Genomic DNA, 25172 nt, shown 5'->3' with positions numbered 1-25172 from the left:
GCGCTTTACAGTCACTTACTTTACTGGACTATGGAAAATACCTATAAACCCCAAGAAGTTGAAGAACAAGCTCAACAATATTGGCATAAAAAACAATGCTTTAACGTAACCGAAGACTTAAACAAAGAAAAATTTTACTGTTTGTCTATGTTTCCCTATCCCAGCGGAACCCTGCATATGGGGCACGTCCGTAATTATACCTTGGGAGATGTAATAGCTCGCTACCAAAGAGCTCTTGGTAAAAATGTTCTGCAACCCATTGGTTGGGATGCTTTTGGTCTTCCTGCTGAAAATGCAGCAATTAAAAATAAAATTGCTCCAGCAGTATGGACCAAAAAAAATATTGCAGCAATGAAAGAACAGTTTCTCCGCTTAGGTAATGCCTATGACTGGAAGCGTGAATTGACCACCTGCGATCCTGAGTATTATCGTTGGGAACAATGGTTTTTTATTCGTTTGTTTGAAAAAGGACTGGTCTACAAAAAAAATGCCGTAGTCAACTGGGATCCGGTTGATCAGACGGTACTTGCTAATGAACAAGTTGTTGATGGGCGAGGCTGGAGATCCGGCGCATTGGTTGAGCGTAAAGAAATATCACAGTGGTTTATTAAAATCACAGCTTATGCGGATGAACTATTAAGCTCGCTTGAAACACTTGATGAGTGGCCTGCACAGGTAAAACAGATGCAGCGTAACTGGATAGGTAAATCCATTGGAACTGAAATCTATTTTAACGTCAATAATTATCCCAAACGCCTGAAAATCTATACAACCAGACCAGATACCCTGATGGGAACGACCTATCTTGCTGTTGCTACTGATCATCCGTTAGCCAAAGAAGCAGCAATTCATAATCCAGAGGTTAAAGCATTTCTTGACAGTTGTCAGGGCACAAAAATGGCCGAAGCAGAACTGGCAACCATGGAAAAACGAGGCGTAAATACAGGCATGACTGCAGTTCATCCTGTCACAGGAGAAGACATACCTGTCTGGGTTGCCAACTTTGTTCTGATGCAGTACGGCTCTGGAGCGGTAATGGCTGTTCCGGCCCATGATCAGCGTGATTGGGAGTTTGCTCATAAATACCAATTGCCAGTCAAGGAAGTGATCAAACCTGAGGATGGCAAATCCCATGATTTTTCACAGTCTGCATATACGGGCGAAGGTACATTAATCAATTCCGGCGAGTTCAATACCTTGCACTCGACCAAAGCTGTAGAACTGATAACTCAATACCTGGAAACTCATGAGGCCGGTAAAGCCACCATTAATTACAGACTAAGAGACTGGGGAGTTTCACGACAAAGATATTGGGGTACCCCCATTCCTATGATACTTTGCGAACAGTGCGGTATCGTTCCTGTTCCAGATGAAGAGCTTCCGGTCACCTTACCGGAAAATGTTGAGATCACCGGTGCAGGCTCACCCTTGGCTCAGTGCTCTGATTTTGTCAACGTACTCTGTCCCAAATGTGGCCAGGATGCTATGCGAGAAACAGATACCTTTGACACGTTTATCGAATCCTCTTGGTATTATGCACGCTTTGCGTGTAAAGGTCAGGAAAGTGCGATGTTAGATGACCGGGCTAAATACTGGACTCCTGTTGACCAATACATCGGTGGTATAGAGCATGCGGTGATGCATCTTCTTTATGCTCGTTTTTTCCATAAACTAATGCGAGATGAAGGATTAGTCAATTCCGATGAACCTTTTAAAGCCCTATTAACCCAAGGAATGGTCTTAAAAGACGGTCAAAAAATGTCCAAGTCGGTTGGTAACGTGGTTGATCCTAACCACCTGATTAATACTTATGGCGCAGACACCGCTCGACTTTTTGTCATGTTTGCTGCACCACCCGAACAATCATTGGAATGGTCAGATACAGCTGTTGAAGGCGCACACCGTTTTCTTAAGAGAGTATGGGCTTTTGCACACCAACATGTAAACTTGTTTGTGGATATCAATGACATTATTTTAAGTGGTAACGGTACCGTAGATTGGCAAAATACCGAAACCCGTCTAAAAAAATCACGGCATGTAGTGCACCAGATCCTGGCTCAGGCGAATAATGACTACGAAAGGAACCAATTTAACACTGTTGTTTCCGGATGTATGAAATTATTTAATGAAATGTCCAGTTATGACATACAAACTGAAGAAGACAAGTTTTTTATTCATTCGTGTATGAGCATCTTACTCAAACTACTGGCACCCATTACGCCTCATATTTGTCATCACATCTGGCAACAGCTAGGCTTTGAAAAAGCCATAATTGACGCACCATGGCCTAAAGTTGACAAAAGTGCCCTAAAGACAGATGAAGTTGATTATGTTGTTCAGGTGAACGGAAAGTTGAGAGCTCAATTTACCGCTAGTGCCGAAGCTACGGAAGAAGAGTTGATAGAAAAAGCCAAACAACATGCCAGCAGCTTTCTTGAACAGGTGACTGTCAAAAAAGCAATAGTAGTGGCACACAGGCAATTAATCAATCTGGTCGTAGGTTAATGAAAGCGAGATACCTGCTCAGTTTGCTTTTATGCGTTCTGTTATCTGCTTGCGGATTTCATCTACGAGGGATTATTGAAATCCCTGAGTGGTTAAACAACGTATCTATTATCTCCAGGGATGGAGATAAAGACCTGATTAGTAAAATGAAAACCCAGTTGGAAGGGTACAAAATTGATGTAAATCCTGATCCCTCTAAAGCAAAATACTGGCTGATTATCAACAAATCTAATGTACATCAGCAGATCATCAGCATAGGGGCAAGTACAACTCCTAGGCAATATCAGTTAATAATGACCACCGTGTTTTCACTACAAACACCCACAGGCCAAGTGATCAAAACACCAAAACAAATCACGGTCACTAGACAACTTACGGTAAATAATAATAGAATTCTTGGCTCTAATGAGGAAGAGAACATTTTATTAAGCGAAATGCATCAGGATACCGTAATTCAGATTCTCAACCGGATTAGCCACAAATAATCAATTAATTTATTGAATGGCTCTACGATTATATCCTTATTGATTTTCGTAAAAGGTTTATGCCATTTTAAACAAAGTTACATCACTACAGTCGATTAAACTATAAATAACCGCCATTTGATGCATACAGAGAATCTCAAAGGAATGGCACCATGATACAACGTGGAGATCTCTCTAAACATTTGGGATGACATTGATAGTTCATTTAAATTTCAATCGGCTGTAGTAAACAAACAAAACGTCTACCTAAGATCAGTATTCAGATTGCAGAATGACCAATACGGATAGGCTGAACACTAAAGAGAAGCGATCATGCAAATTAAATATCAAGCACTGATGCAACAAATCCAAAAAAAAATTGCGCCTGTTTTCGTTGTAACTGGCCAGGATAATTATCTCATTGACGACTCAGTGCGTAACATCAGATCCGCAATCAAAAAGACATATGACTGCGATGAAAAGATGATTTCAGTTCAAAACTCAGAAGACTGGAATGAAGTTATAGAAGAGGCAAACAGCTACTCTTTATTTGCTGACACCCTTCTACTTAATATTCTTTATGATAAAAAATCAATAGATGCTGCTGGAAAGAAAATTCTGGGAGAGTACCTTAAATCGATTAATTCTCGTTGTTTCATAGTGATTAGAGCGCCAAATGTTCCATCAAAACAATTAACCTGGTTATCCAATCATCAAGAAGTTGTAGTCATTGTAGCTTACCCACTCAGTACTGAGGCATTAAAAGGCTGGATTCAATCCCAGTTTAAATTAAATAATTTAAATGCAAAGTCTGAAATTACCGATTTAATTATTCAGTATACTCAAGGAAATATGCTTGCTTGCGCTCAAGTCATTGAGAAACTGGCTTTGTGTTATCCAGAGGGCAGTCAAATGACGCCTCAAATGGTATCGGAACATTTGTTTGATCAATCCGAACACTCGCTCTATGAACTGGTAGATGCCTGTCTTCTGGGACAAGCAGACAAAGCCATACACATCTTAAGACAATCAGCCAACAATAAATCTGAACCAACTCTGGTTTTATGGATGCTTACTCAAGAGGTGCGTCAGTTACTCCAACTGAGCTTTAAGACTCGTATAGGAACACCCCTGCAAAATGCATGCAGTGAATTGAAAATATGGCCGCAAAAAGTTAATTTTTACCAAGTAGCCAGCAAGCGATTTGATGAGCCCTATTTACGACGATTACTTTATTACTGCAAAGCTATTGATGAGCAAATTAAATCCAGTATCAATAACCAGACATGGAATTCTTTAGAGAAACTGACCCTGGCGCTTAGTTTAGGAAAACAATGTACAGTTTAGCTATCTTTGGTGGAACCTTTGATCCGGTTCATAATGGACACATTCAAACGGGTATCACCATACAAAACAATTTTCATTTTGATTCATTTTGCTACCTTCCTTGCAAAATACCAGCACTTAAGCCGCCCGCTCATGCAAGTAACGAACAAAGAATAGAAATGCTGCGGTTGGCTTTAAAAAACCGCCCTGATTTTTCTGTTGATTTAAGAGAAATCAAACGTAATTCACCATCTTATATGGTTGAAACCCTGAAGAGTTTTAGAAAAGAACATCAAAATGCATCAATTACTCTGATTTTAGGATACGATTCTTTTATTTCCTTACCCCAATGGCATCAATGGACACAAATTCTTACTCTGGCAAATATACTGGTAATAAACAGAAATCACTGCAAACAAACTGCTATACCTGAAGAATTAAATCCATTTATGATACAACATCGGAATGACAGCAAAGACGCCTTATTAAACACTAAAGCAGGTACGATTTGTTTTTTTGATGCGGGCAACTATCCAATTTCGTCTACCGATGTGCGCAATAAATTAAGAAATAAACAAGACGTAACTAATGCCCTACCGCAAAGCGTTTATGAATACATTAAACAGTGGGCATTGTATCAATAATATTCTCAGTTTTATCAACGGTTTTAACCTGTTGGATAAACTCAGGTATGTGCGAAGAGAGTAAAGAAACCAAAGGATCGAAATGGGCATATAGCTTTGAATCATTAGAATACTGTTGATAAGGCAAAGAAGTCAGCTTTACTGCAACCATAAGTAAGGCCACAATAAAAACGCCACGTACAAATCCAAAACCCATGCCCAAAGTTCGATCTGTACCACTTAAACCGGCTCGTTTTAAAATAAAGCTAAGAATGGCATTAACCACACCACCGGCGAATAAAGTAGCAAACATGATAATGATAAACGCAACCGCAGTTCGAGCTGATTGATCCTGTATGTAGGATTGAAGCCAAGGATCCAGATTTTGCGAATAGTTCATTCCTAACCAAATGGATAAAATCCAGACACACAAGGCTACAAGCTCTTTTACAAAACCACGAAACAAGCCGGTCAATACCGATAAGGCAATTACGGAAATAATGGCAATATCAACCCATTGAAAAGGCATAGTTAACTAACTCCGGTATTTACAATAAAGCCATTCAACTGCATGGCACTCGCTAATTGATTCTTTAATTTCATCACGTCAAGTTTACGAGGTGAATGTCCAACGTACACTTTATAGATAGCCCCATTTCGGTTTGCAATCTTCACAAAATTTGCTTTATATCCCTTACTGCGTAGGCGATTAACTAAAGACTGGGCATTCGTTACTTGTGAAAATGAAGCCAATTGCAGCGCATAAACGTCTTTTTTATTAATGGCTGCGAGTTTTGGTTTGACAACAGAAACAGAGGTTCCTCGTTTTGCAACGGGATTATATCGGGAAACAGCAACGACAGGATGCTTTCTTTGTTTCACAGCGGCAATAACGGGTTGTTTGGTTACTGTTTGTTTTTTTATAGTCTGTTTTGCTGTTGAACTGGCGGCTTGGTTTAAGGCAATTTGAACTCGTTCTGGTTTAGTAATTGATTCAGCCTTGGCGACAGAACGTTCTTTTTTCGACACAACCAAATCCGATTTTATAGGCTCTGCTCGGACAAGATCCGATAAATGATTTTCTGCTGAAACCGGAGGAATTTTAACTTTTGCAATCTTGATTGTTTTGAACACGTCCTCTTCGTTTGCAGAAATTACTTCAGGAGCTAACGGTTTAGGTGGTAACTTGACGTGAACGTTATAATTTTTTTCAATATTTTGACTGGATTTTTTTAAAACAGCAGGGGCAAAAATAGCTCCTAATGAAATAATAACTGCCAGACCAATTAAACGATGTTTCAGTTTCTCATCCATTACGAGTTTCATTGTATCTCCTTCTGCTCCAAAATATGATGTTGGGCAGCCATTACCTGACTAACCGTAAAAAATGACCCGTAAACAACGATTAAGTCATCTGAATCAGACTGACTTAACGCATGTTCAAAGGCGAGAACCGGATCAGTATAACAAAAATCCACATTCAGTGCTGCATTTTTAAATTCGGTCATCAATAACTCACTGCTTGCAGCACGTTTATTATCCAATTGTGCAGGATACCAAATATTAATACAATCACCTAAAGGTACAATTAAACCAGAAATATCTTTATCCTTCAATGCAGAGAAAATTGCATGCACTCTTCCGTTAATTCTCATTTGCTTAATTCGTGCTGCCAGGAGCCTCGCAGCTTGGGGATTATGAGATACGTCAAACAAAATTTGGCGATTATTGAATTTAATTAGTTGTAATCTACCAGGCAAAAAAATGCTCTTCATTGCAAGCCGGTAATGTTCATTTACAACAGGTAACTCATGCCCCAGCAAAAGAGAAGCGGTAAGGGCCGCAGATGCTGATTTAAGCTGAATTTGAGGTACAGGCAATTGATCAATTACTCTTCCAGAAAAATGATGAGTCCAATGAGATTGATGCACTTGATAGGAATAATGTTCATTATACAAAAAACCCGAGCAACCGATCTCATCTGCACGCTTGAGGATGCTTACTGGTGGTTGTTCGTCAGCGTAAACAAACGGTTTTTTATGGCGCAAAATACCTGCTTTTTCATATCCTATGGCATCTAAAGTAGTGCCTAAAAATTCTTGATGGTCATAATCTATGGTTGTTATAATCGCCAGATCCGCATCAAGGATATTCGTGGCATCCAAGCGACCGCCCAAGCCTACTTCCATAATCAGCACATCAAGCTTTTGTCTTTTAAAGTGCCATAACGCTGCTAAAGTTGTCATTTCAAAATAGGTCAGTTCAACTTGTCCTCGCCCTTCCTCAACGGCGCAAAAAGCACAACACAAATCGTCATCAGATACAGACTTCATGTTCACTCTTATTCGCTCATTAAAACGAACAAGATGTGGTGAAGTGTATGCACCTACTTTATATCCGGCAGTATGATAGATGGTTTCAAGAGCACGTACGGTAGAACCTTTACCGTTAGTACCTGCAACGGTAATTATTTTAGCCTCAGAGACAAGAAGACGCAGTTTTTTTGCCACTGATTCAATGCGAGTCAGTCCCAGCTGGATTTCTCGGGTGTACCGAGACTCCAGACTGGTAAGCCAGTGGTTTAAATCCCACTCGCTTAAAGGATTATGCAAAATGACTCCCTGTATTTTTACCTGTCAGTTTGGCCACGAGCTCTGCAACAGTAGAGCGCAGATTTTTTCTTTCAACGATCATATCTATATGCCCATGCTCCAGCAAAAACTCGCTGCGCTGGAACCCTTCTGGCAGGGTTTGTCTTACGGTTTGCTCAATAACTCTTGGGCCTGCGAAACCGATTAAAGCATTTGGTTCTGCGATGATGATGTCACCAAGACTGGCAAAACTTGCTGAAACACCGCCCATTGTAGGATCAGTCAGGACCACAATAAAAGGTAATCCTGTTTCAGCAAACTTGGCTAATGCTGCAGAAGTTTTCGCCATTTGCATCAAAGAGAACAGACCCTCTTGCATGCGCGCACCACCGCTTGCTGTGAAACAAATGTAGGGACGCCTTTCTCGGGTTGCGATATCCACAGCCCGCACGAATTTTTCGCCAACGGTTGCCCCCATTGAACCACCCATAAAATTGAATTCAAAAGAGCTGACCACGACGGGCTGTTGCGCTAAGGTTCCCTTAACCACAACAAGAGCCTCTTTTTCACCTGTTGCCTTTTGGGCTTGCGAAATTCTGTCTTTGTATTTTTTTGAGTCTCTAAATTTTAACCTGTCTTGCGGTTCAAGCTGAGCGGCAATCTCTTCCTGACCGGACTCATCAAGAAATTGAGCAATTCGAGTTCGCGCTGAAATTCGGTGGTGAAAATTACATGATGGGCAAACCATGAGATTTTTTGCCAACTCAGTACTGTAAAGAACTTCATTGCAACCCGAACATTTAACCCACAATCCCTCTGGAACTCCCTTTTTTTGTGATGTTTCAGTACGAATACGGGAGGGTAACAGTTTTTTAAACCAGCTCATAAGTCAGAACCTATATAGTGAATCGGTTAATATTATACACAAAACATAAACAAGCTGCATTTTCTCATTATTAAACATTTAAATCCACTTAATAAAACAGCAAAAATGTACCATTATGCACTTTATTCTTCAGCGACAAAAATCGTAATGCATTAATTTAACTAAGTATTTTTTCGTTGTTTTCAAAAAAATGCACTAAATACACTAAAGTTTTTCTGTACCGTTCCGATAACAAAAGTGGGTACGGTAAATTCTTCAAAAAATAAAATGAATTTATCGAACAATCTAAAAAGGATTCAGGTCTGAGGAGACTACAATCATGGCTCAAGTAATCAATACAAACGTAGCGTCGCTCACAGCCCAACGAAATCTGGGTGTATCAGGTAACGCAATGCAAACATCCATTCAACGTTTATCATCAGGTTTTCGTATCAACAGTGCGAAAGATGATGCTGCGGGTTTGGCAATTTCTCAGCGTATGACTGCACAGATTCGTGGTATGAATCAGGCAGTACGAAACGCTAATGACGGTATCTCTCTGGCTCAGGTAGCAGAAGGTGCGATGCAAGAAACAACCAATATTTTGCAACGTATGAGAGAGTTGTCCGTTCAGGCAGCTAACTCCACCAACAACTCATCTGACCGTGAGTCAATTCAGAGTGAGGTATCTCAATTACAAAGCGAGTTAGACCGTATTTCTAATAATACTGAGTTTAACGGACAAAGAATTCTGGACGGTTCATTCACCAATGCCAGCTTCCAAGTAGGTGCTAACGCCAACCAAACCATTAACTTTAGTATTAGTAGCGTTAAATCGTCTGCTATTGGCGGTATCGCAACTGAAACAGGTACTGAAGTATCTGCAGCAGCAGCTACCGACATTACTATCGCTGTAGGTGGCGGTTCTGCTACCAGCATCAACTCATCAGCTGGATTTGCAGGATCTCTTAACGGTCAAGACGGTACATCCGCTTATGCCAAAGCAGCAGCAATTAATGATGCAGGTATTGCCGGACTTTCCGTAGTAGCGAATACAACTGGAACTCAAACTGTGGGTGCTATTGGTGGTACTGCTGCCGATACTTATAACCTCACAATCAACGGTGTTGCAGTATTTACGGGTCAAGACGTTGCTACAGCAATGACTAACTCTACACTACGTGATGCCATTAACGGTGTAAGCGATCAAACAGGCGTTATTGCAACCCTGAACGGTGGTGACTTAACATTATCCGCTGCTGATGGCCGTAACATTACTGTAACTGAGAGTGGTACTGGTTTTACTGCAGGTACTGACGGTATTACTGTTACTGGCGGTGACTTTGACGGCGTACTGAGAGGAACTTTGTCTATCAGTGCAACCGATTCTCTGGCTATTGGTGGTACTGTTGCAACTGTAGGTTTGAGTGCCGCAATTGCCAAAGATACTCTTGGTATCGACTCACTGGACGTCAGTACTGCTGATGGCGCACAAACTGCAATCAAACGTATCGACTCTGCTCTTAACAGTGTAAACGCTAACCGAGCCAGTATGGGTGCGTTGCAAAACCGATTTGATTCTACCATAGCTAACTTGCAAAACGTATCAGACAACTTATCCGCTGCACGCAGCCGGGTTATGGATGCTGACTACGCTGCTGAAATGGCTAACTTGACCAAGAACCAAATCCTGCAACAGGCTGGTACAGCAATGTTGGCACAGGCTAATAGCATGCCACAATCTGTTCTCTCACTGTTAGGTAGGTAAGATGTAACAACCGAGGTGTAGCGTTTGCTACACCTCGGTTTGTTTATACCCAGTAAGTAGTATGGGTATGAAGGAGTAGTAAAATGAAGATTGAATCAGTACCTTCAGTAAATCAAATCAACCAAAGTGAATTTATTCACGGGGTTGATGAAGTCATTAAAGCCGGACAAAACAAACCCGTACAGACAATGTTGGACGCTGAAACCAGACAAACACTGGATGAAGCAACTGGACTTATCCAGACTATAGTATCCGATAAGCTTTCGGACAAAGTGATACGTAAAATGCCATCTGATGAATACTTGCATTTATTAAGTTTGCTTGATGAAATAATTAGTGGTTCTATAGATAAGCACGTTTAATAAATGGACCTGTTTGATGTGGCTTAATCAATGGGACAGTTCAGATTAACTTGAATAAGGGAACATCATGAGTTTATCATCTCCAGGCGTAGGATCAGGGTTAGATGTCAAAACCTTGGTAGATGCCCTAGTTAAGGCAGAGATTACTCCTGCACAAGTTCGAAAAGACAAACAACTCAATAACGTCAATACTGAATTGTCCGCTATAGGGCAATTGAAAAGTTACTTATCGAATTTACAATCCACGTTGACCAAATTATCTGATCTTAATCAGTTTTACACCATGAAATTTTCCATGAGCGACACTGATTATTTTTCAACGTCGATAACCTCCCAAGCGGTTAAAGGTACTTATCAAGTTGAAGTACAGAAAATGGCTCAGCAACAAAGCCTGGCTAGTGGCTACATGACCAATACCGGCAGCGGCACCATGACCATAAACTTTGGAACATACAACGGTGACAAGACAGTATTTACTCCCAATGCAACAACTACCCCTGTTACGGTCACAATCGCTCCGGGTAGTGATAGTCTTGTCGCTGTCAGAGATGCGATAAATAATGCCTCTACTGACGTTACCGCAGCTATAGTCAAAGACAATCTGGGATCTCGATTAACGATTACCTCATCAAAATCAGGCGAAGATTTTGCCATGAAAATCAGCGGAGGAATAACCTCGTTAAATTACGACCCGACAACCGGGGTAAATAACTTATCCGAGACTATTGCTGCTCAAAACAGTAGTGTAAAAATTAATGGCGTATTACTTAGCCAAAGCAGCAATCAATTACAAGATGCAATTTCAGGAGCAACCATTACCCTTAAAAAAGCCGAAGTCGGTAAAATCATCACCCTGAATATTGATGATAATAAGGATCAGTTAAGCAGCTTGATGAACGAGTTTGTGAAACAATACAACGATACCATGACATTCCTGACCAACTTAACCGGTTATAACGCAACAACGAAACAAAGCGGCGTATTTCAGGGCGATCCCCAGTTTCGAAATTTAAAACTAAATCTTAACAAATGGGCAACTAGTCCTATTGCCAATGGCGATAGCCCCATTAAGTCCTTAGCTGATTTGGGAATTACCACCAACAAACAGGGCTTGTTAGAGATTAATCAAACGAAATCTAAAAAAGCTTTGGATGATAATTATAAAGAAATTGGAGCATTATTTGCTAAAACAGCCACAGCTACCGATACCAACATCAGAATCAAATCAGTAAATACAAAAGTTAAAGCAGGAAGTTATGACGTTGCTTTGACAGAATTTACTGCTGGTCTGAGCATGTCAGGAACCATTGGTTCACTTACAGCAACTTCTTCAGATGGTCTCACTTTAAAAGGCTCAGGAGCGCTAGATGGATTGCAATTAAATGTTCTTTCAGGTTCTGCTGGATCTCGTGGCAAGGTAGTAGTGAGCGACGGCATTGCGGTGTTGATGAATTCTTTCATAGACTCCTATATGAACACGGATGGAGACTTGAACATCAGAGCAGAACAATTAAACAATCAAGTGAAACAACTGGGCAAATCCCAAGAGGCAATAGACTTAAGAAGCGCCTCTATTGAAGCACGATATTTCAGACAGTTCACTGCACTGGATCAGCTGCTGACCCAGCTACAAAATACCAGCGGATATTTGACGCAACAATTGGCGAATTTACCGCAATTAAAAATAAAATGAGATTGAACCCATGAAAAATCCATACATGCACATTTCAAATCAATACAAATCAATAGAGTTACAAACTCGTGTTGATACAGCATCACCTCATGAGCTTATTGATTTATTGCTGCAAGGAGCCCGATCACACATTGCGACAGCTCAGGGAAATATTCAAAGAAACCAGATTAAGGATAAAGGAGAGCACATAGGCAAGGCGATTAGTATAGTAGAAGGATTAAAAACCAGTCTTAACAAAGATCAAGGCGGTGAAATTGCCGAGAATTTACTGAAAATATACGATTACATTCAAAACATACTTTTAAAAGCCAATTTGAATAACGATGAGGACTTATTAGCTCACTCGAATATGTTGCTTGCTGAAATTCATCAAGCCTGGCAATCAATAAACGCAGCCAAAGACTCCTGAACACTGCGGTAATCTTGCAACAGAGCCTAGTAAAGTGCATATGATAAATATCGCCCTCACTGATAAGCACACTGTGGCTCAGTTTTTTATATACCTTTTAGCTCTACCAATCTTCGTTATCCAAAATCGTGCTGCTTCATGAGCAGTTCCCCAAAAAAGTGTATTTAAATTCAGCAAATATACCTCTAAATAGTGTTAAGTAAATACGCTTATTGCCGTTACATGACATACAAAGAATAAAAATAGAGAACATTATGAGCAAGATTATGTTATACATAACTGCGTTATTAGGGTTCTTGTTCACAGTGCAAAACAGCTTTGCCTTTGTGCGCTACGGGGAAACATTGTGCAATGCGCCTGACTATTTTTGCATGAAGGTTAAAAATGGAGAGAGTTGGGAAACATTATTTCCTAATGTTGAAGAGCGAGATATAGTAAGGCGAATCAACAGAATGAACATCAGTTTAAAAGCTGGAATGATTATAGCCATTCCCAAAAATATAGAGCGGCTGACCATATACGACGTCTCTCCCTTCCCTCGATACATAGAATCAGATGGTGAAAAAACGATTTATGTCAGCCAAAAAAAAATGGCTTGGGGCGCTTATGATGAAGATGGAGAGCTTCTTTGGTGGGGGCCGGTTTCTTCAGGCGTCGGAAAATGTAATGTTGCGGGAGGATGCAGTACCCCAACAGGATCATTTCGTATTATAAGAAAACAGGATATTGAGTGCGTCTCGACAGTTTTTCCCCGGCGAGCTAATGGAGAAAGCGGCGGTGCTCTAATGCCCTATTGCATGCACTTTTTTAGGGGATATGCTCTGCACGGCAGTTATGAAGTTCCAGGATACAGAGCAAGTCACGGTTGTGTTCGAATGTTCATTGAAGATGCTCGCTGGCTTAATGAGGAATTTATTGATTTACCGGGAGGCGGAATGCGAGGAACTCGGGTTGTTCTCGATGCTCCTGATGACCCCAATGAACAATAAGCACACAAAAAATTCCAAATAGACAAATAAAAAACATTTTGATATCATTTTAATTGATGATATTTCTCGCCATGTATGTTAACTTATAAAGTTGACTTTGTGATTAAAAAAACCGCACTCTCAAGGGAGCTACATGAAATTGTGTACCTGCGTTGTTCATCGATTGTTTTGGTCTGTTATGTTCGCAAAATCAAACTACCTTGGCAAATCTGGAGAATAAGAAAAGAATGACTCAACAAAATACACAGCCAGAGTTAATGCACAACAACACCCTACAATCCTTGATGTCCTGGTTGGTATGGGGCTTGGGATGTATGTTTTATTTCTACGAATGCCTTTTGCAGGTATCTCCAAGTGTCATGAGTAACGAGTTGATGCGGGACTTTTCCGTTACCAGCCAAACGCTTGGCGTTCTATCAGGAATTTATTTCTATTCCTATGCAGCCATGCAATTACCTGGTGGTGTGTTAATGGATTATTTTGGTCCACATCGCCTTTTGACACTTGCGACTTTGGTCTGTGCAGTAAGTACTATTGCATTTGGCATGACCGATAATTTCCTAATGGCCTGTATTGCACGCCTGATGATTGGTTTTGGTTCTTCATTTGCCGCAGTTGGAACAATGAAGCTTGCCGCAAACTGGTTTCCTGCGCAAAAATTTGCCTTACTAACTGGACTAATGGTTACAATAGGAATGTTAGGTGCTATAGGCGGAGAAACGCCATTGGCTCTGCTGATTGATGCGTTTGGCTGGCGGCACAGTATGATAATCATGGGGATCATTGGCCTGTTTTTAGCGGTTTTAATTGTAATGGTTGCCAGAGACACCCCAAAAAACTATCACTCCCCGGTGCATACTCATGCCGAAACAGAAGAAGAACGCTTATTACCCAGTCTAATGACCTTGATAAAAAACAAACAGCTCTGGCTCGTCGCCACATATGGTGGACTGATGTATATGGCAACGCCAGTATTTTGTGGACTTTGGGGCGTTCCTTTTCTGATGAATAAAATGCTCATTGCCAAGTCAACTGCTGCCAACTACATTTCACTTGTATTTATTGGCTGGGCAATAGCCAGTCCTTTATGGGGTATATTCTCCAATCGCATAGGTCTACGAAAACCACCTATGTACATAGGTTGTATCGGAGCGTTAATTTGCTCTAGCCTCTTTATTTTTGCTCCTGTGGGTTCTGCTTTTGTCATGCAATTCTTACTCCTTTCTTTTGGGCTTTTTTCCGCAGGCTTTCTGCCAGCATTTTCTGTCGCAAAAGAACTGTGTAATAAAAAATACGTGGCAACTGGCTTAAGTTTCATGAACATGATGAATATGATAGGAATTGCCCTCGCCCAACCACTTATAGGCTACATTCTTGATCAAATGTGGCAAGGAGAAATGAGCGGTACTATCAGACTTTATCCTGTTGAGGCGTACCACACGGCATTGGCGATTCTGCCTTTGGGCATGCTCATTGCGTTACTTATTTTGCCCAAAATTAAAGAAACCTATTGCCAAAGCATCCATTAATGAAATAATACGGCGTTTTAAAAGTAGAATGAATATGGCTAAAAAATTATATATAAAAACCAATGGTTGCCAAATGAATGAATATGATTCTTCAAAAATGGCAGAAGTTTTATCTGAGTCCCATGGTATGGTTAAAACCGATAAGGTTGACGATGCGGATGTGATTTTATTGAATACGTGTTCAATTCGAGAAAAAGCTCAGGAAAAAGTATTCTCTCAATTAGGTCAATGGCGAGAATACAAGGCTAAAAATCCGCACGTGGTTATTGGTGTAGGAGGATGCGTGGCCAGCCAGGAGGGAGCAGATATTATCAAAAGAGCTCCTTTTGTGGATATCGTTTTCGGCCCACAAACCTTACATAGGCTTCCTGCTTTACTTAATGAGCGCCTGGAAAAAAACAAATCCGTCGTCGATATCAGCTTCCCTGAAATCGAAAAATTCGATCATCTTCCCGCTCCTCGTGCAGAAGGCCCCACGGCTTTTGTATCGATAATGGAAGGTTGCAGCAAATACTGCAGCTTTTGTGTGGTTCCTTACACTCGTGGTGAAGAAATCAGTAGACCCTTTGACGATGTGCTTGCCGAATGTTACCAACTTGCAGCTCAAGGCGTAAGAGAAATCAACTTATTAGGGCAAAATGTAAACGATTATCGTGGCAAAATGGAACAAGGCGAAACGGCCGATTTGGCATTATTAATTCATTATATTGCCGCAATTGACGGAATTGGTCGTATACGGTTTACAACGTCGCACCCCTTGGCATTCTCAGATAATCTGATTAACGCTTATGCCGAAGTGCCCGAATTGGCAAACCATTTACACCTCCCCGTGCAAAGTGGCTCCGACAGAATTTTAGGTTTAATGAAAAGAGGATACACCGCTCTCGAATTTAAATCGAAAATCCGAAAATTACGTAAAGTACGCCCCGATATTCGATTATCAACAGATATTATCGTAGGGTTCCCTGGCGAAACAGATAAAGATTTTCAGGATACCATGGACTTGGTCCATGATATTGGATTTGATACATCGTTCAGTTTTATCTACAGTGCCAGACCAGGAACGCCCGCAGCGAATCTTCCTGACGACACCCCTCTCGACGTTAAAAAGCAACGCTTGCAAGTACTGCAAAACAGACTGTTGTTAAATGCATCTCGATACAGTCAGTCTATGATAGGTACCTCTCAAAGAATTTTGGTCACGGGTTTTTCTAAAAAAGACAGCAACCAGTTAGCTGGACGGACAGAATGTAATCGAGTAGTTAATTTCGAAGGCTCTGAACACCTTATCGGTCAATTTGTTACACTGCAGATCACTGATGCCCTGCCCAACTCCCTCCGAGGCCGCTTGACTGAAGTTGAGAAGCAACCCGTCTGATGATAGAACACATCCAAAAACGCATTACAATTTCTCGCGAGTATCACAGTCAGCGTATAGACAGTGTACTCGCTCAACTGCTGCCAGAATATTCCCGTTCGCAAATCAGCAACTGGATAAAAACGGGATCAGTAACCCTCAATAACCAATCGTGCAAACCAAAAGATAAAGTTCTTGATGGCGATTTGATTGATCTTCAGGTGGATTTGAATACTGTAGATCCTGATTTTACTCAGTGTGAACCGGAAGACATTCCCCTTGATGTTATTTTTGAGGACGAAGAGGTTCTTGTTTTGAATAAACCAGCAGGTATAGTAGTACACCCCGGTGCTGGAAACAAAGAACACACTTTGGTTAATGCCTTACTACACCATGCTCCAGACTTGCATCATTTACCCCGCGCAGGAATTATTCATCGGCTGGATAAAGACACCACAGGATTATTAATCGTTGCGAAATCATTAACAGCTCACACGTCCTTAATCAGACAAATGCAAGCAAGAGAGATTAAACGCCATTACATTACTCTGGTGCTGGGGCATGTCTTGTCTGGGGGTATTCTTGATACCGGTTTTGGCAGACATCCCAGAAACAGGCTAAAGATGGCAGTCACCGGACAAGGCAGGCAGGCAATCACGCATTATACAGTTAAAAAGCACTATGATGACTTTACCCTCCTTGATGTCAGTCTGATGACAGGAAGAACGCATCAGATAAGAGTTCATATGGCTTACATTAACCACCCAGTTGTTGGCGATCAACTCTACGGTGGAAGAATTCGCTTTCCAAACAATGCCAGTGAGCAGTTCCGAACTCAGTTGCAACAGTTTAAAAGACAAGCTCTGCATGCACGCACACTTACCTTTATTCATCCTAAAACAGAAAAAGAGTTGACATTTAAAGCGCCCTTACCTGATGATTTAAAATTGTTGCTTGATACTCTGGACGAGCATTATGAATACTAGATTAGCTAATTGGTCTGCCCCTGCAAATATTTCTGCATTAAGTACTACTCGTATGTCAGGATTTAGTTTACCGCCCTATCATGAAAACAATCTTGGTTTGCATGTAGGCGATAAGGTCGAACATGTTCTGAAAAATCGCCAGCAAATTAATGAATTGTTAAACTTACCCGGCGAACCGGTATGGTTAGAGCAGACTCACAGTACCATATGCATCATTCCAGAGCAGGACTCTAATCGAAATGCGGATGCGGCGATTACCCGTTCACCATTACACCCCTTGGTCATTCTCACTGCAGACTGCCTTCCCATTACGTTGTGCTCCATTCACGGTGACGAGATTGCAGCCATTCATGCCGGCTGGAAAGGCTTGTTCCATGGCATTCTCGAAAATACTTTGGCTAAAATGAATACTCAGGCCTCCGATGTGCTGGCATGGATTGGACCGGCAATTTGCCAAAATTGTTACGAAGTAGGCGAGGAAGTCCATCAATCCTTCACCGAAAAGTATGCATTTAGTCATGCAGCATTTAGGCCCTCTGGTAGTAAATGGTTAGCAAACCTAGCTCAAATTGCGGAGTTAATACTCAACATGAATGGAATAAGGGCTGTATCTCAATCGAATTTATGTACTTATGAATCAAAAAATGAGTTTTATTCCTACCGCAGAGAATCACAAACGGGTAGAATAGGAACCTTTATCTGGTTTAACGATCAACCTCGGGATGAATAATATGATAAAACACTTAAAATTATTAGTAAGCACTTTGCTTCTATTAACAGTCTCTCTTGCAGTGGAAGCGGACGAGACTGTTATGCCCAATCTGGCGCCTGTATTAAAAAATATCATGCCAGCAATTGTTAATGTCGCAGTTCAAGGCTATTTACCCAGCGATGCATCAACCTCACCGTCTGATGGAGATGATGACGCAGGACCACAAAATAAACGCCACTCTCGAGTACCTGATAAAGGTCGTAAATTTGAAAGCATTGGTTCTGGCGTTATTATCGACCCCAAATCAGGCATCATTGTCACTAATGACCACGTAATACGTAATGCCAACTTAATTACCGTAACCTTGCAAGATGGCCGACGTTTAAAAGCTCGCTTGATTGGCGGTGACAGTGAAACCGATCTGGCTGTGCTGAAAATTGATGCCAAGAATTTAAAATCACTGGTCATTGGTGATTCAGATAAGCTTCAGGTAGGTGATTTTGTCGTAGCTATAGGTAATCCATTTGGTTTAAACAGCTTTGGCAACAGCCAGTCAGCAACTTTTGGTATTGTGAGCGCTCTGAAACGTAGCGATTTAAATATCGAAGGAGTAGAAAACTTTATTCAAACCGATGCAGCGATTAATCCTGGAAACTCAGGTGGTGCGCTGGTTAACACCAGAGGTGAGTTGATAGGAATTAACACAGCAATCATTTCTCCCTATGGCGGAAATGTAGGGATAGGATTTGCCATTCCAATCAATATGGTAAAAGATGTAACCCAACAAATTATTAAGTTTGGTTCTATCCACCGTGGATTGATGGGAATATTTGTTCAGCACTTAACACCTGAGTTGGCGCAATCCATGGGTTATCCTGAGGATTTTCAAGGTGCTTTAGTCTCACAAGTTAATGAAAACTCCCCTGCTGAAAGTGCCGGATTAAAAGCTGGTGATATCATCGTACAAATCAATGATACCAAAATCACACAAGCAACCCAGGTTAAAACAACGATTAGCCTGTTACGGGTTGGTTCAACCGCTAAAATCAAAATAGTACGTGATAACAAGCCCTTGACCCTAAACGCTGAAGTGACTGATATCAAAAAACATGAACAAAAACTGCAATCCAATAATCCATTTCTTTATGGATTGGCTCTTCGCAATTTTGAACAAGAATCGCCACCACATGGTAATGTAGTTGGAGTACAGGTAGTAGGCGCATCGGAAAGCAGTGCCGGCTGGCGTGCAGGTTTAAGACCTGGAGATATTATTATCTCAGCAAATAAAGCGCAAATTAAAGACGTAAAAACACTGCAATCTATTGCTCAGAATAATAAACAGCAACTGTTGGTTCAAGTATTACGAGGACCTGGTGCTTTATTCCTGCTAATCATTTAACCCTCTGCGTACTTAAAAAGGCAGGCATCAACAAACCAACCATTGATGCCTGCACTTTCTACCCAGACAAAGGTCATTATACCCTGTCATAAAATGTGGACAGATCCAGCCAATAATTAGGGCAATTTTCAATACGCCCTAATTGTCCTGTAAGTTATTTTTAGCTGATAAAATACCCTTGTTTGATAGACTACTGGTCAAGCTTAACTCAACAAAAAATAAAAAAATAAAAAAAACAACAAACAGGCTTGACATTATTCTGCGAAAAGTACAAAATCCTGCGTCTTGTGGCTATGTAGCTCAGCCGGTTAGAGCGCGGCACTCATAATGCTGAGGTCGGTGGTTCGAGTCCACCCATAGCCACCAATCCTTCCCAAATTAAAATTCCTTAAGTTAGTTATCAAAAAAGCTATTGAAAGTAATCAAATTTAGTTATTATGTTACTATTCATGATTTTACGGTTTTTCAATGCGATCTTTAGTAATTGTACTGCTAGCCTTAATCTGGTCTTCGTTGCTTCATGCTAATGACGTTAATATATCTACCGTCACCCAAAATGGCACTACGATTTTTTATCTCCAGGCAGGAGCATTCAACCTGAAAAAAGATGCGGAGCAACGTGTACAGGCTCTTGCAAAATTAACGCAGCAAAAAATCGAGATTAAAAATCTTGCAGACAAACATTTGTATTTGGTTCAAATAGGACCCATAGAAGATTACCAGTCCGCCAGGGAACTAAAAAATACCTTATCTCAAAAACCGGAAAACCAACACAACAGTACTTCAACCTATAAAACTACTTCATCTGCAGCGAATCAGACAGCTCAACATTCTGAACAACCCGATTCATTACCATCAGCTACTAAACTTTGGAATTTAAGAAATGCTGACATACGAGCAGTCATCTCCGAAGTATCGCGGGTTACCGGTAAAAATTTTGTTATTGATCCCCGAGTACAAGGAAAAATTTCAATTATTTCATCATCTCCCCTATCAAACCGTGAATTGTATCAAGTCTTTCTTTCTGTACTGCAAGTTTCTGGATACGCAGCAATTCCCAATGGAAAGATTATAAAAATCATCCCCAACATCGATGCAAAAACCCAGTCGCCTGATTTGCTTCATGAAATGAGAAATCCTCCCAGAGGGGATGATATGATGGTTTCTGTGGTTCCCGTACATTATGTGCCCTCTGAGCAACTTGTTCCTGTATTACGCCCTTTAATGCCACAATGGAGCAGCGTTTCAGCATATGCTCCTTCGAATATGCTGATTCTTTCAGGCAGAGCCAATAATATAAAAAGTTTGACTGACATCATAAGACAAGTAGATTCCTCTGCCTCTAACGGCATTGACATGGTCCCTTTGAAGCATGCCCTGGCTATGGACGTTGCCAATACATTAAAAGATTTGGTCAAAACTCAGCCCAGTATAGGCAGCAGAGCGCAAATAACTATTGCAGCAGATGATAGGTCCAACTCAATTTTAGTGAGCGGAAATAAAACCGATAGAATCAGACTGCAAATGTTAATATTAAAACTGGACAGAGAAAGTTCAGAAGGAATTAATTCAAATACTCAAGTTGTTTATCTGAATTATCTGAGAGCGGAAGATCTGGTTCCTATTCTCGCAGGTATAGCCCAGGCTAATTTTAGTGGTAATGTAGGTACAACCATTGGCACCATTACTCGCCCTGTCCTGGACAGTACTAATCCTGCGTCAAATCTGGCAAGCCTCAGTGGAGCTGATGGGCAAAGTTCGTTACAAAATATGGCACCTCAAGGGCTAAACAACTCTTCGGCAACAAGTAATACGACTTCTGCAAGCACTCAAAATGAAGGTTCAACCAAACCGACCGTGCAAATCATTGGAGAACCCAATACCAACTCCATCATCATCAACGCACCTGCCTCAATAATTCGTATACTTAAAAATGTAATTTCCCAACTTGACATCAAACCCGCACAGTTGTTGATCGAAGCGCTTGTTGCTGAAGTTGATGAAAATGATGTAAATAATTTAGGAATTGAGTGGGGCTCTGATTTGCAAACAGGCGACCCACAAAAGTTCAGACCAGGTTTTGCCATTATCAATAGCAAGACACGAACAGATGATTTTCAGGCGCAAATTTACGCTTTGGCTCGACAACAAAAAGCCAATATTTTATCAACTCCATCTGTAGTAGTACTCGATAACCGACAAGCCAAAATTCTGGTAGGAAAACAGGTCTCTGTTGCATCAACCACGCAACCCAGTAATGCTGGTGGACAAACTAACGGAGGAACTCCATTTACCACATTTGACAGGGTTAATGTGGCTTTACACCTCTACGTAAGACCCCAAATTACTCGTGGTCAGGGAATTCAGATGCAAATAGATCAAGGCAATGATACTCTTGATCCCGCAAGTACCACAGAAAGTAACCTTAATCCTACTTTTAAAATCAGCAGCATAGTGACTTCTGTACATGTTGAAAGCGGTGATATCGTGGTATTAGGCGGCTTGACTCAGGACAGTCTAGGAAATGATAATAACCACATCCCTATTCTTGGAGATATACCGGGCTTGGGCAAATTGTTTCAACACAATATTCGCAATAGAAACAAAAGAGTTCTGATGGTCTTCATCAAACCGATCATACTTCGCAGTGAACGTGATAATCTGGAAGTGACCGGATCCAAATACAATGATGTGCGTCAATATCAATTAGACTGGATTCGATCTCAGGAAGAATATGAACAAATCAACAATCAAGCCTTGTTGCCTCCGCTAACTCAAGGAAGCTTGCCGGTTCCCTTTAGCGGTTCGCCTAAAAATATTCCTCAAATGACTAAGTGATCTATGGATAAAGACGAAAAATCACTGAATCTCCCCTACAGTTTTGCAAAAAACAATGGCGTAGTTGTCAGCGAAATTAAAGATGGTATAGCGACTATTCATCACTTGCCTAATACCTCTTTACATGCGCTGGTTGAAGTAAAACGCACCCTTCAATGCGAGCTTGATTTAAAACAAACAGATGAGCATTTATTTCAACAACATCTGGCACACATCTATCAATCCAAATCATCCATACTGGATGCTGCGGAGGGTATGGAAGATGATATGGATCTTTCCATTTTAGCGAATCAGTTACCAATGAGCGAAGACCTGTTGGAAAACCAGGACGACGCCCCAATAATTCGCTTGCTCAACGCATTATTTACTCAGGCCATTAAACAAAAAGCATCGGATATACATATAGAAACCTATGAAAACAGGGTACTTGTCCGCAATAGAATTGATGGAGTACTGCAAGAAGTGCTTGAAATACAGCGTGCTATTGCCCCTTTGGTTATATCCAGAGTTAAGGTTATGGCAAAATTGGATATTGCAGAAAAGCGCATCCCCCAAGATGGGCGCATTTCTTTACGAATTGGTGGACACAATATTGACGTCAGGGTCTCTACTCTTCCTTCCAATCACGGTGAACGAGTTGTTTTAAGAATTTTAGACAAACAAGCCGCACAACTGGATTTAAACCTCTTAGGCATGCCTCAATCAACCCTTAATGCGATGCGTAAAATGATAGCCGAACCTCACGGCATCATTTTAGTAACCGGACCTACAGGTTCGGGTAAAACAACATCATTATATGCCATGCTTACTGAACTAAACCAGGTCACACGTAACATCCTCACCATAGAAGATCCTATTGAATATGATTTAGCAGGCATAGGACAAACCCAGGTTAATACTAAAGTACAAATGACTTTTGCTAAAGGACTAAGGGCTATATTACGCCAGGATCCCGATGTAGTCATGATTGGTGAAATAAGGGATTTGGAAACTGCTGAAATCGCTGTTCAAGCAAGCCTTACAGGACATCTGGTATTATCTACACTCCATACCAACAGCGCCTTGGGTGCCTTAACCCGATTAAGGGATATGGGAGTAGAATCTTTTTTAATGTCATCCAGTATTGTTGGCTTGATTGCACAAAGACTAGTAAGAAAGCTTTGTCCACACTGCAAAACCCTCCACCAGTTACGCGATGATGAGAGAGAACTTATGGGGCTTTCGCCTGATGCAGATGTTTCACAGGTCTATGAGCCTCAGGGTTGTGATTTGTGCAACCACCTCGGTTACAGAGGCAGAACAGGAATTTATGAATTAATAACTGTTGATGAAACACTAAGAGGCATGATTCATCGCCAGGAAAACATTCATACTTTAGAAAACTACTTAAGGCCAACTACACCAAGTATTCGTGATGATGGCTTTAAACGAGTACTGGCTGGTGACACGTCTTTGGCTGAAATTTTAAGAGTCACCACCCAAAATTAAAAAATTCGCTGAACTACTTCAAGCGCACTGTTTATCTTTGTAATCTTTGAAAAAGCGGGTACGGTTTAGTTAACCAAACTCTATGGACAAACCATGGGTAATTTCATAAAGCACTGAATTCACGTTAAATTGACCCTTTTCATTGAAACAATTAGCAATCGTCATATACAACACTTGATTCATAGTAAAAACATGCGCACTGGATCCGCCAAAAGTAGGTATATTCTGGATGATCCTGAAATGCCCCTCCTCCCATTGATATAAAGGTGACTGCATTTTAAATTCCCCTTTATCCCCTACAGTCAATTTATAATTAACTCTCATAAGATAATGTTGATCATTTAGATAAAAATGAACAAAATTTCGTGCGCCTGCATCAGGTAATTCTTGAAATGGACTAAACGTTTTACCATTCCATTGATATACAGACGAATTGGATTCGCTATTGGCGTAAGCGAGATAATGGGCATTGTTGATGACAAAATGTTCAAAAGATTGGGCGCCTTTACCTTTGAATTGTTGATAAATTTTAAATTGCCCATTATCCCATCGATATAAAAAACCCCCATCCAGAGAATCAGCAAAAGCCAAATAGGGTATTTTATTCATCATAAAAAATTTAAAGGACTCGCCTCTTAGTGATCGCAGCGTTTGAAATGGACTAAATTGCGTTCCATCCCATTCATAGATTATTGAACGAGTATGCTCTGTATTTAACTCATTCTCTGAATTAACAATTCCATTAGCAAAAGCCAGAAAGTGGCGTGAACCTATATTAAAATAAACCGACTGCTTGGCTCCATAGGTTAAAAATTGTTGTATGGGATAAAAAAAACGTCCATCCCAACGATATAACATGGAATAAGTTAGAGGATTAAAGGGAGATTTAGGCCCTGAATGATAACTGGCAATTGCAATATGCGCCTCTCCATTTAAATTAAAAAATGTGGCGCTGCTGTTTCCATGCCCTGGAATGCGCTGATAAACCCTAAATTGTTCTCCATGCTTTTTGTAAATAATGACATCAACATCTGCATCACCACCAATTTTATTTTGGGCTTGTTTAAGAGCCAGATCTCGTCCTGACTGGGCTGCAGCTATATAGTATTCACCACTAAGCTCAAAAGGAGTAAGCTCCCGGGCACCCGTGGTGTCAAAATACTGAATCGGGTTTAAAAGCTGTTGTGTTAGACCAGGCACAGAGAAGCCAAGCGTGAAAAAATAAAATAATACTCTCGATAAACTCATAGGACTTCCCTTGTCTCTGA

At 40.8% G+C, this 25172-nt stretch carries 21 protein-coding genes and 1 tRNA gene; 17 read left to right on the top strand and 5 right to left on the bottom strand.

The features are described from left to right. Positions 1-30 precede the first annotated feature (30 nt). From leuS to nadD, 4 genes are all read left to right on the top strand, one after another. Positions 31-2505 carry a leucine--tRNA ligase gene (gene leuS / locus Lwor_RS01740; RefSeq protein WP_058492160.1) on the top strand — a complete coding sequence of 825 codons (2475 nt, stop codon included), beginning with the start codon at positions 31-33 and terminating at the stop codon, positions 2503-2505. After that, the gene (locus Lwor_RS01735; protein ID WP_058492159.1) at positions 2505-2990 is read left to right on the top strand and encodes an LPS-assembly lipoprotein LptE; all 486 of its coding nucleotides are present in this window, start codon (positions 2505-2507) and stop codon (positions 2988-2990) included. Before leuS ends, Lwor_RS01735 begins: the two co-directional genes overlap by 1 nt. A gap of 312 nt (positions 2991-3302) precedes the next feature. Next, the gene (holA, locus tag Lwor_RS01730; RefSeq protein WP_058492158.1) at positions 3303-4316 is read left to right on the top strand and encodes a DNA polymerase III subunit delta; all 1014 of its coding nucleotides are present in this window, start codon (positions 3303-3305) and stop codon (positions 4314-4316) included. Further along, positions 4304-4939: a nicotinate-nucleotide adenylyltransferase gene (gene nadD / locus Lwor_RS01725; protein WP_058492157.1), complete on the top strand. Its 636-nt coding sequence runs from the start codon at positions 4304-4306 to the stop codon at positions 4937-4939. Before holA ends, nadD begins: the two co-directional genes overlap by 13 nt. Here the strand turns inward: nadD and Lwor_RS01720 are convergent. From Lwor_RS01720 to accD, 4 genes are read right to left on the bottom strand one after another with little or no spacing between them, the layout of a single operon-like run. Continuing rightward, positions 4914-5447, bottom strand: coding sequence for a CvpA family protein (locus tag Lwor_RS01720; RefSeq protein WP_058492156.1), 534 nt, complete (start codon positions 5445-5447; stop codon positions 4914-4916). The two genes, nadD and Lwor_RS01720, sit on opposite strands and share 26 nt — an antisense overlap. 2 nt (positions 5448-5449) lie before the next feature. After that, positions 5450-6244, bottom strand: a complete 795-nt coding sequence (locus tag Lwor_RS01715; protein WP_058492155.1) for an SPOR domain-containing protein — start codon at positions 6242-6244, stop codon at positions 5450-5452. Further along, positions 6241-7530 (bottom strand): bifunctional tetrahydrofolate synthase/dihydrofolate synthase, encoded by a 1290-nt coding sequence (folC, locus tag Lwor_RS01710; RefSeq protein WP_058492154.1) that lies wholly within the window; start codon positions 7528-7530, stop codon positions 6241-6243. The genes Lwor_RS01715 and folC overlap by 4 nt, the downstream gene beginning before the upstream one ends. Beyond that, positions 7523-8395, bottom strand: a complete 873-nt coding sequence (accD, locus tag Lwor_RS01705) for an acetyl-CoA carboxylase, carboxyltransferase subunit beta (RefSeq protein ID WP_058492153.1) — start codon at positions 8393-8395, stop codon at positions 7523-7525. Before accD ends, folC begins: the two co-directional genes overlap by 8 nt. Before the next feature lie 319 nt (positions 8396-8714). On the opposite strand from accD, the gene Lwor_RS01700 reads away from it, so the two are divergent. From Lwor_RS01700 to lspE, 13 genes are all read left to right on the top strand, one after another. Continuing rightward, on the top strand, positions 8715-10142 hold the full coding sequence (locus Lwor_RS01700) for a flagellin N-terminal helical domain-containing protein (RefSeq protein WP_058492152.1): 1428 nt from the start codon (positions 8715-8717) through the stop codon (positions 10140-10142). Between the two features lie 83 nt (positions 10143-10225). Further along, positions 10226-10504, top strand: coding sequence for a flagellar protein FlaG (locus Lwor_RS01695; RefSeq protein WP_058492151.1), 279 nt, complete (start codon positions 10226-10228; stop codon positions 10502-10504). 67 nt (positions 10505-10571) lie between these two features. Continuing rightward, complete coding sequence (gene fliD, locus Lwor_RS01690; protein WP_058492150.1) at positions 10572-12197, top strand: flagellar filament capping protein FliD; 1626 nt, start codon at positions 10572-10574, stop codon at positions 12195-12197. A 10-nt stretch (positions 12198-12207) separates the two neighbouring features. Continuing rightward, positions 12208-12606, top strand: coding sequence for a flagellar export chaperone FliS (gene fliS / locus Lwor_RS01685; protein ID WP_058492149.1), 399 nt, complete (start codon positions 12208-12210; stop codon positions 12604-12606). A gap of 254 nt (positions 12607-12860) precedes the next feature. After that, positions 12861-13595, top strand: coding sequence for a L,D-transpeptidase (locus Lwor_RS01680; protein WP_058492148.1), 735 nt, complete (start codon positions 12861-12863; stop codon positions 13593-13595). A gap of 227 nt (positions 13596-13822) precedes the next feature. Then, positions 13823-15124: an MFS transporter gene (locus tag Lwor_RS01675; protein WP_058492147.1), complete on the top strand. Its 1302-nt coding sequence runs from the start codon at positions 13823-13825 to the stop codon at positions 15122-15124. Between the two features lie 34 nt (positions 15125-15158). Next, complete coding sequence (miaB, locus tag Lwor_RS01670; protein ID WP_083501556.1) at positions 15159-16502, top strand: tRNA (N6-isopentenyl adenosine(37)-C2)-methylthiotransferase MiaB; 1344 nt, start codon at positions 15159-15161, stop codon at positions 16500-16502. After that, positions 16502-17467 carry a 23S rRNA pseudouridine(1911/1915/1917) synthase RluD gene (rluD, locus tag Lwor_RS01665; protein ID WP_058492145.1) on the top strand — a complete coding sequence of 322 codons (966 nt, stop codon included), beginning with the start codon at positions 16502-16504 and terminating at the stop codon, positions 17465-17467. The genes miaB and rluD overlap by 1 nt, the downstream gene beginning before the upstream one ends. Continuing rightward, positions 17457-18197, top strand: coding sequence for a peptidoglycan editing factor PgeF (pgeF, locus tag Lwor_RS01660; RefSeq protein ID WP_058492144.1), 741 nt, complete (start codon positions 17457-17459; stop codon positions 18195-18197). Before rluD ends, pgeF begins: the two co-directional genes overlap by 11 nt. A 1-nt stretch (position 18198) precedes the next feature. Further along, the gene (locus Lwor_RS01655) at positions 18199-19578 is read left to right on the top strand and encodes a Do family serine endopeptidase (protein ID WP_058492215.1); all 1380 of its coding nucleotides are present in this window, start codon (positions 18199-18201) and stop codon (positions 19576-19578) included. 289 nt (positions 19579-19867) lie between these two features. Then, positions 19868-19944 (top strand) — tRNA-Met (locus tag Lwor_RS01650). A 102-nt stretch (positions 19945-20046) separates the two neighbouring features. After that, positions 20047-22416: a GspD family T2SS secretin variant LspD gene (gene lspD / locus Lwor_RS01645; RefSeq protein ID WP_058492143.1), complete on the top strand. Its 2370-nt coding sequence runs from the start codon at positions 20047-20049 to the stop codon at positions 22414-22416. 3 nt (positions 22417-22419) lie between these two features. Beyond that, a complete protein-coding gene (gene lspE / locus Lwor_RS01640; protein WP_058492142.1) occupies positions 22420-23904 on the top strand; it encodes a GspE family T2SS ATPase variant LspE in 1485 nt (494 codons plus the stop codon). Between the two features lie 69 nt (positions 23905-23973). On the opposite strand, the gene Lwor_RS01635 is transcribed toward lspE, so the two are convergent. Then, positions 23974-25152 (bottom strand): hypothetical protein, encoded by a 1179-nt coding sequence (locus Lwor_RS01635; protein WP_058492141.1) that lies wholly within the window; start codon positions 25150-25152, stop codon positions 23974-23976. Positions 25153-25172: the final 20 nt, after the last annotated feature.

It is taken from the genome of Legionella worsleiensis (assembly GCF_001467535.1).
GTDB lineage: Bacteria > Pseudomonadota > Gammaproteobacteria > Legionellales > Legionellaceae > Legionella > Legionella worsleiensis.
Note: the sequence above shows the minus strand (reverse complement) of the source record. Positions and strands in the feature narration are given on the sequence as shown.

Bases quoted from the DNA above. Each gene is read 5' to 3' on its own strand.
- leuS (WP_058492160.1), top strand. From the start codon at position 31: ATGGAAAATACCTATAAACCCCAAGAAGTTGAAGAACAAGCTCAACAA.
- Lwor_RS01735 (WP_058492159.1), top strand. From the start codon at position 2,505: ATGAAAGCGAGATACCTGCTCAGTTTGCTTTTATGCGTTCTGTTATCT.
- holA (WP_058492158.1), top strand. From the start codon at position 3,303: ATGCAAATTAAATATCAAGCACTGATGCAACAAATCCAAAAAAAAATT.
- nadD (WP_058492157.1), top strand. From the start codon at position 4,304: ATGTACAGTTTAGCTATCTTTGGTGGAACCTTTGATCCGGTTCATAAT.
- Lwor_RS01720 (WP_058492156.1), bottom strand. From the start codon at position 5,447: ATGCCTTTTCAATGGGTTGATATTGCCATTATTTCCGTAATTGCCTTA.
- Lwor_RS01715 (WP_058492155.1), bottom strand. From the start codon at position 6,244: ATGAAACTCGTAATGGATGAGAAACTGAAACATCGTTTAATTGGTCTG.
- accD (WP_058492153.1), bottom strand. From the start codon at position 8,395: ATGAGCTGGTTTAAAAAACTGTTACCCTCCCGTATTCGTACTGAAACA.
- Lwor_RS01700 (WP_058492152.1), top strand. From the start codon at position 8,715: ATGGCTCAAGTAATCAATACAAACGTAGCGTCGCTCACAGCCCAACGA.
- Lwor_RS01695 (WP_058492151.1), top strand. From the start codon at position 10,226: ATGAAGATTGAATCAGTACCTTCAGTAAATCAAATCAACCAAAGTGAA.
- fliD (WP_058492150.1), top strand. From the start codon at position 10,572: ATGAGTTTATCATCTCCAGGCGTAGGATCAGGGTTAGATGTCAAAACC.
- fliS (WP_058492149.1), top strand. From the start codon at position 12,208: ATGAAAAATCCATACATGCACATTTCAAATCAATACAAATCAATAGAG.
- Lwor_RS01680 (WP_058492148.1), top strand. From the start codon at position 12,861: ATGAGCAAGATTATGTTATACATAACTGCGTTATTAGGGTTCTTGTTC.
- Lwor_RS01675 (WP_058492147.1), top strand. From the start codon at position 13,823: ATGACTCAACAAAATACACAGCCAGAGTTAATGCACAACAACACCCTA.
- miaB (WP_083501556.1), top strand. From the start codon at position 15,159: ATGGCTAAAAAATTATATATAAAAACCAATGGTTGCCAAATGAATGAA.
- rluD (WP_058492145.1), top strand. From the start codon at position 16,502: ATGATAGAACACATCCAAAAACGCATTACAATTTCTCGCGAGTATCAC.
- pgeF (WP_058492144.1), top strand. From the start codon at position 17,457: ATGAATACTAGATTAGCTAATTGGTCTGCCCCTGCAAATATTTCTGCA.
- Lwor_RS01655 (WP_058492215.1), top strand. From the start codon at position 18,199: ATGATAAAACACTTAAAATTATTAGTAAGCACTTTGCTTCTATTAACA.
- lspD (WP_058492143.1), top strand. From the start codon at position 20,047: ATGCGATCTTTAGTAATTGTACTGCTAGCCTTAATCTGGTCTTCGTTG.
- lspE (WP_058492142.1), top strand. From the start codon at position 22,420: ATGGATAAAGACGAAAAATCACTGAATCTCCCCTACAGTTTTGCAAAA.
- Lwor_RS01635 (WP_058492141.1), bottom strand. From the start codon at position 25,152: ATGAGTTTATCGAGAGTATTATTTTATTTTTTCACGCTTGGCTTCTCT.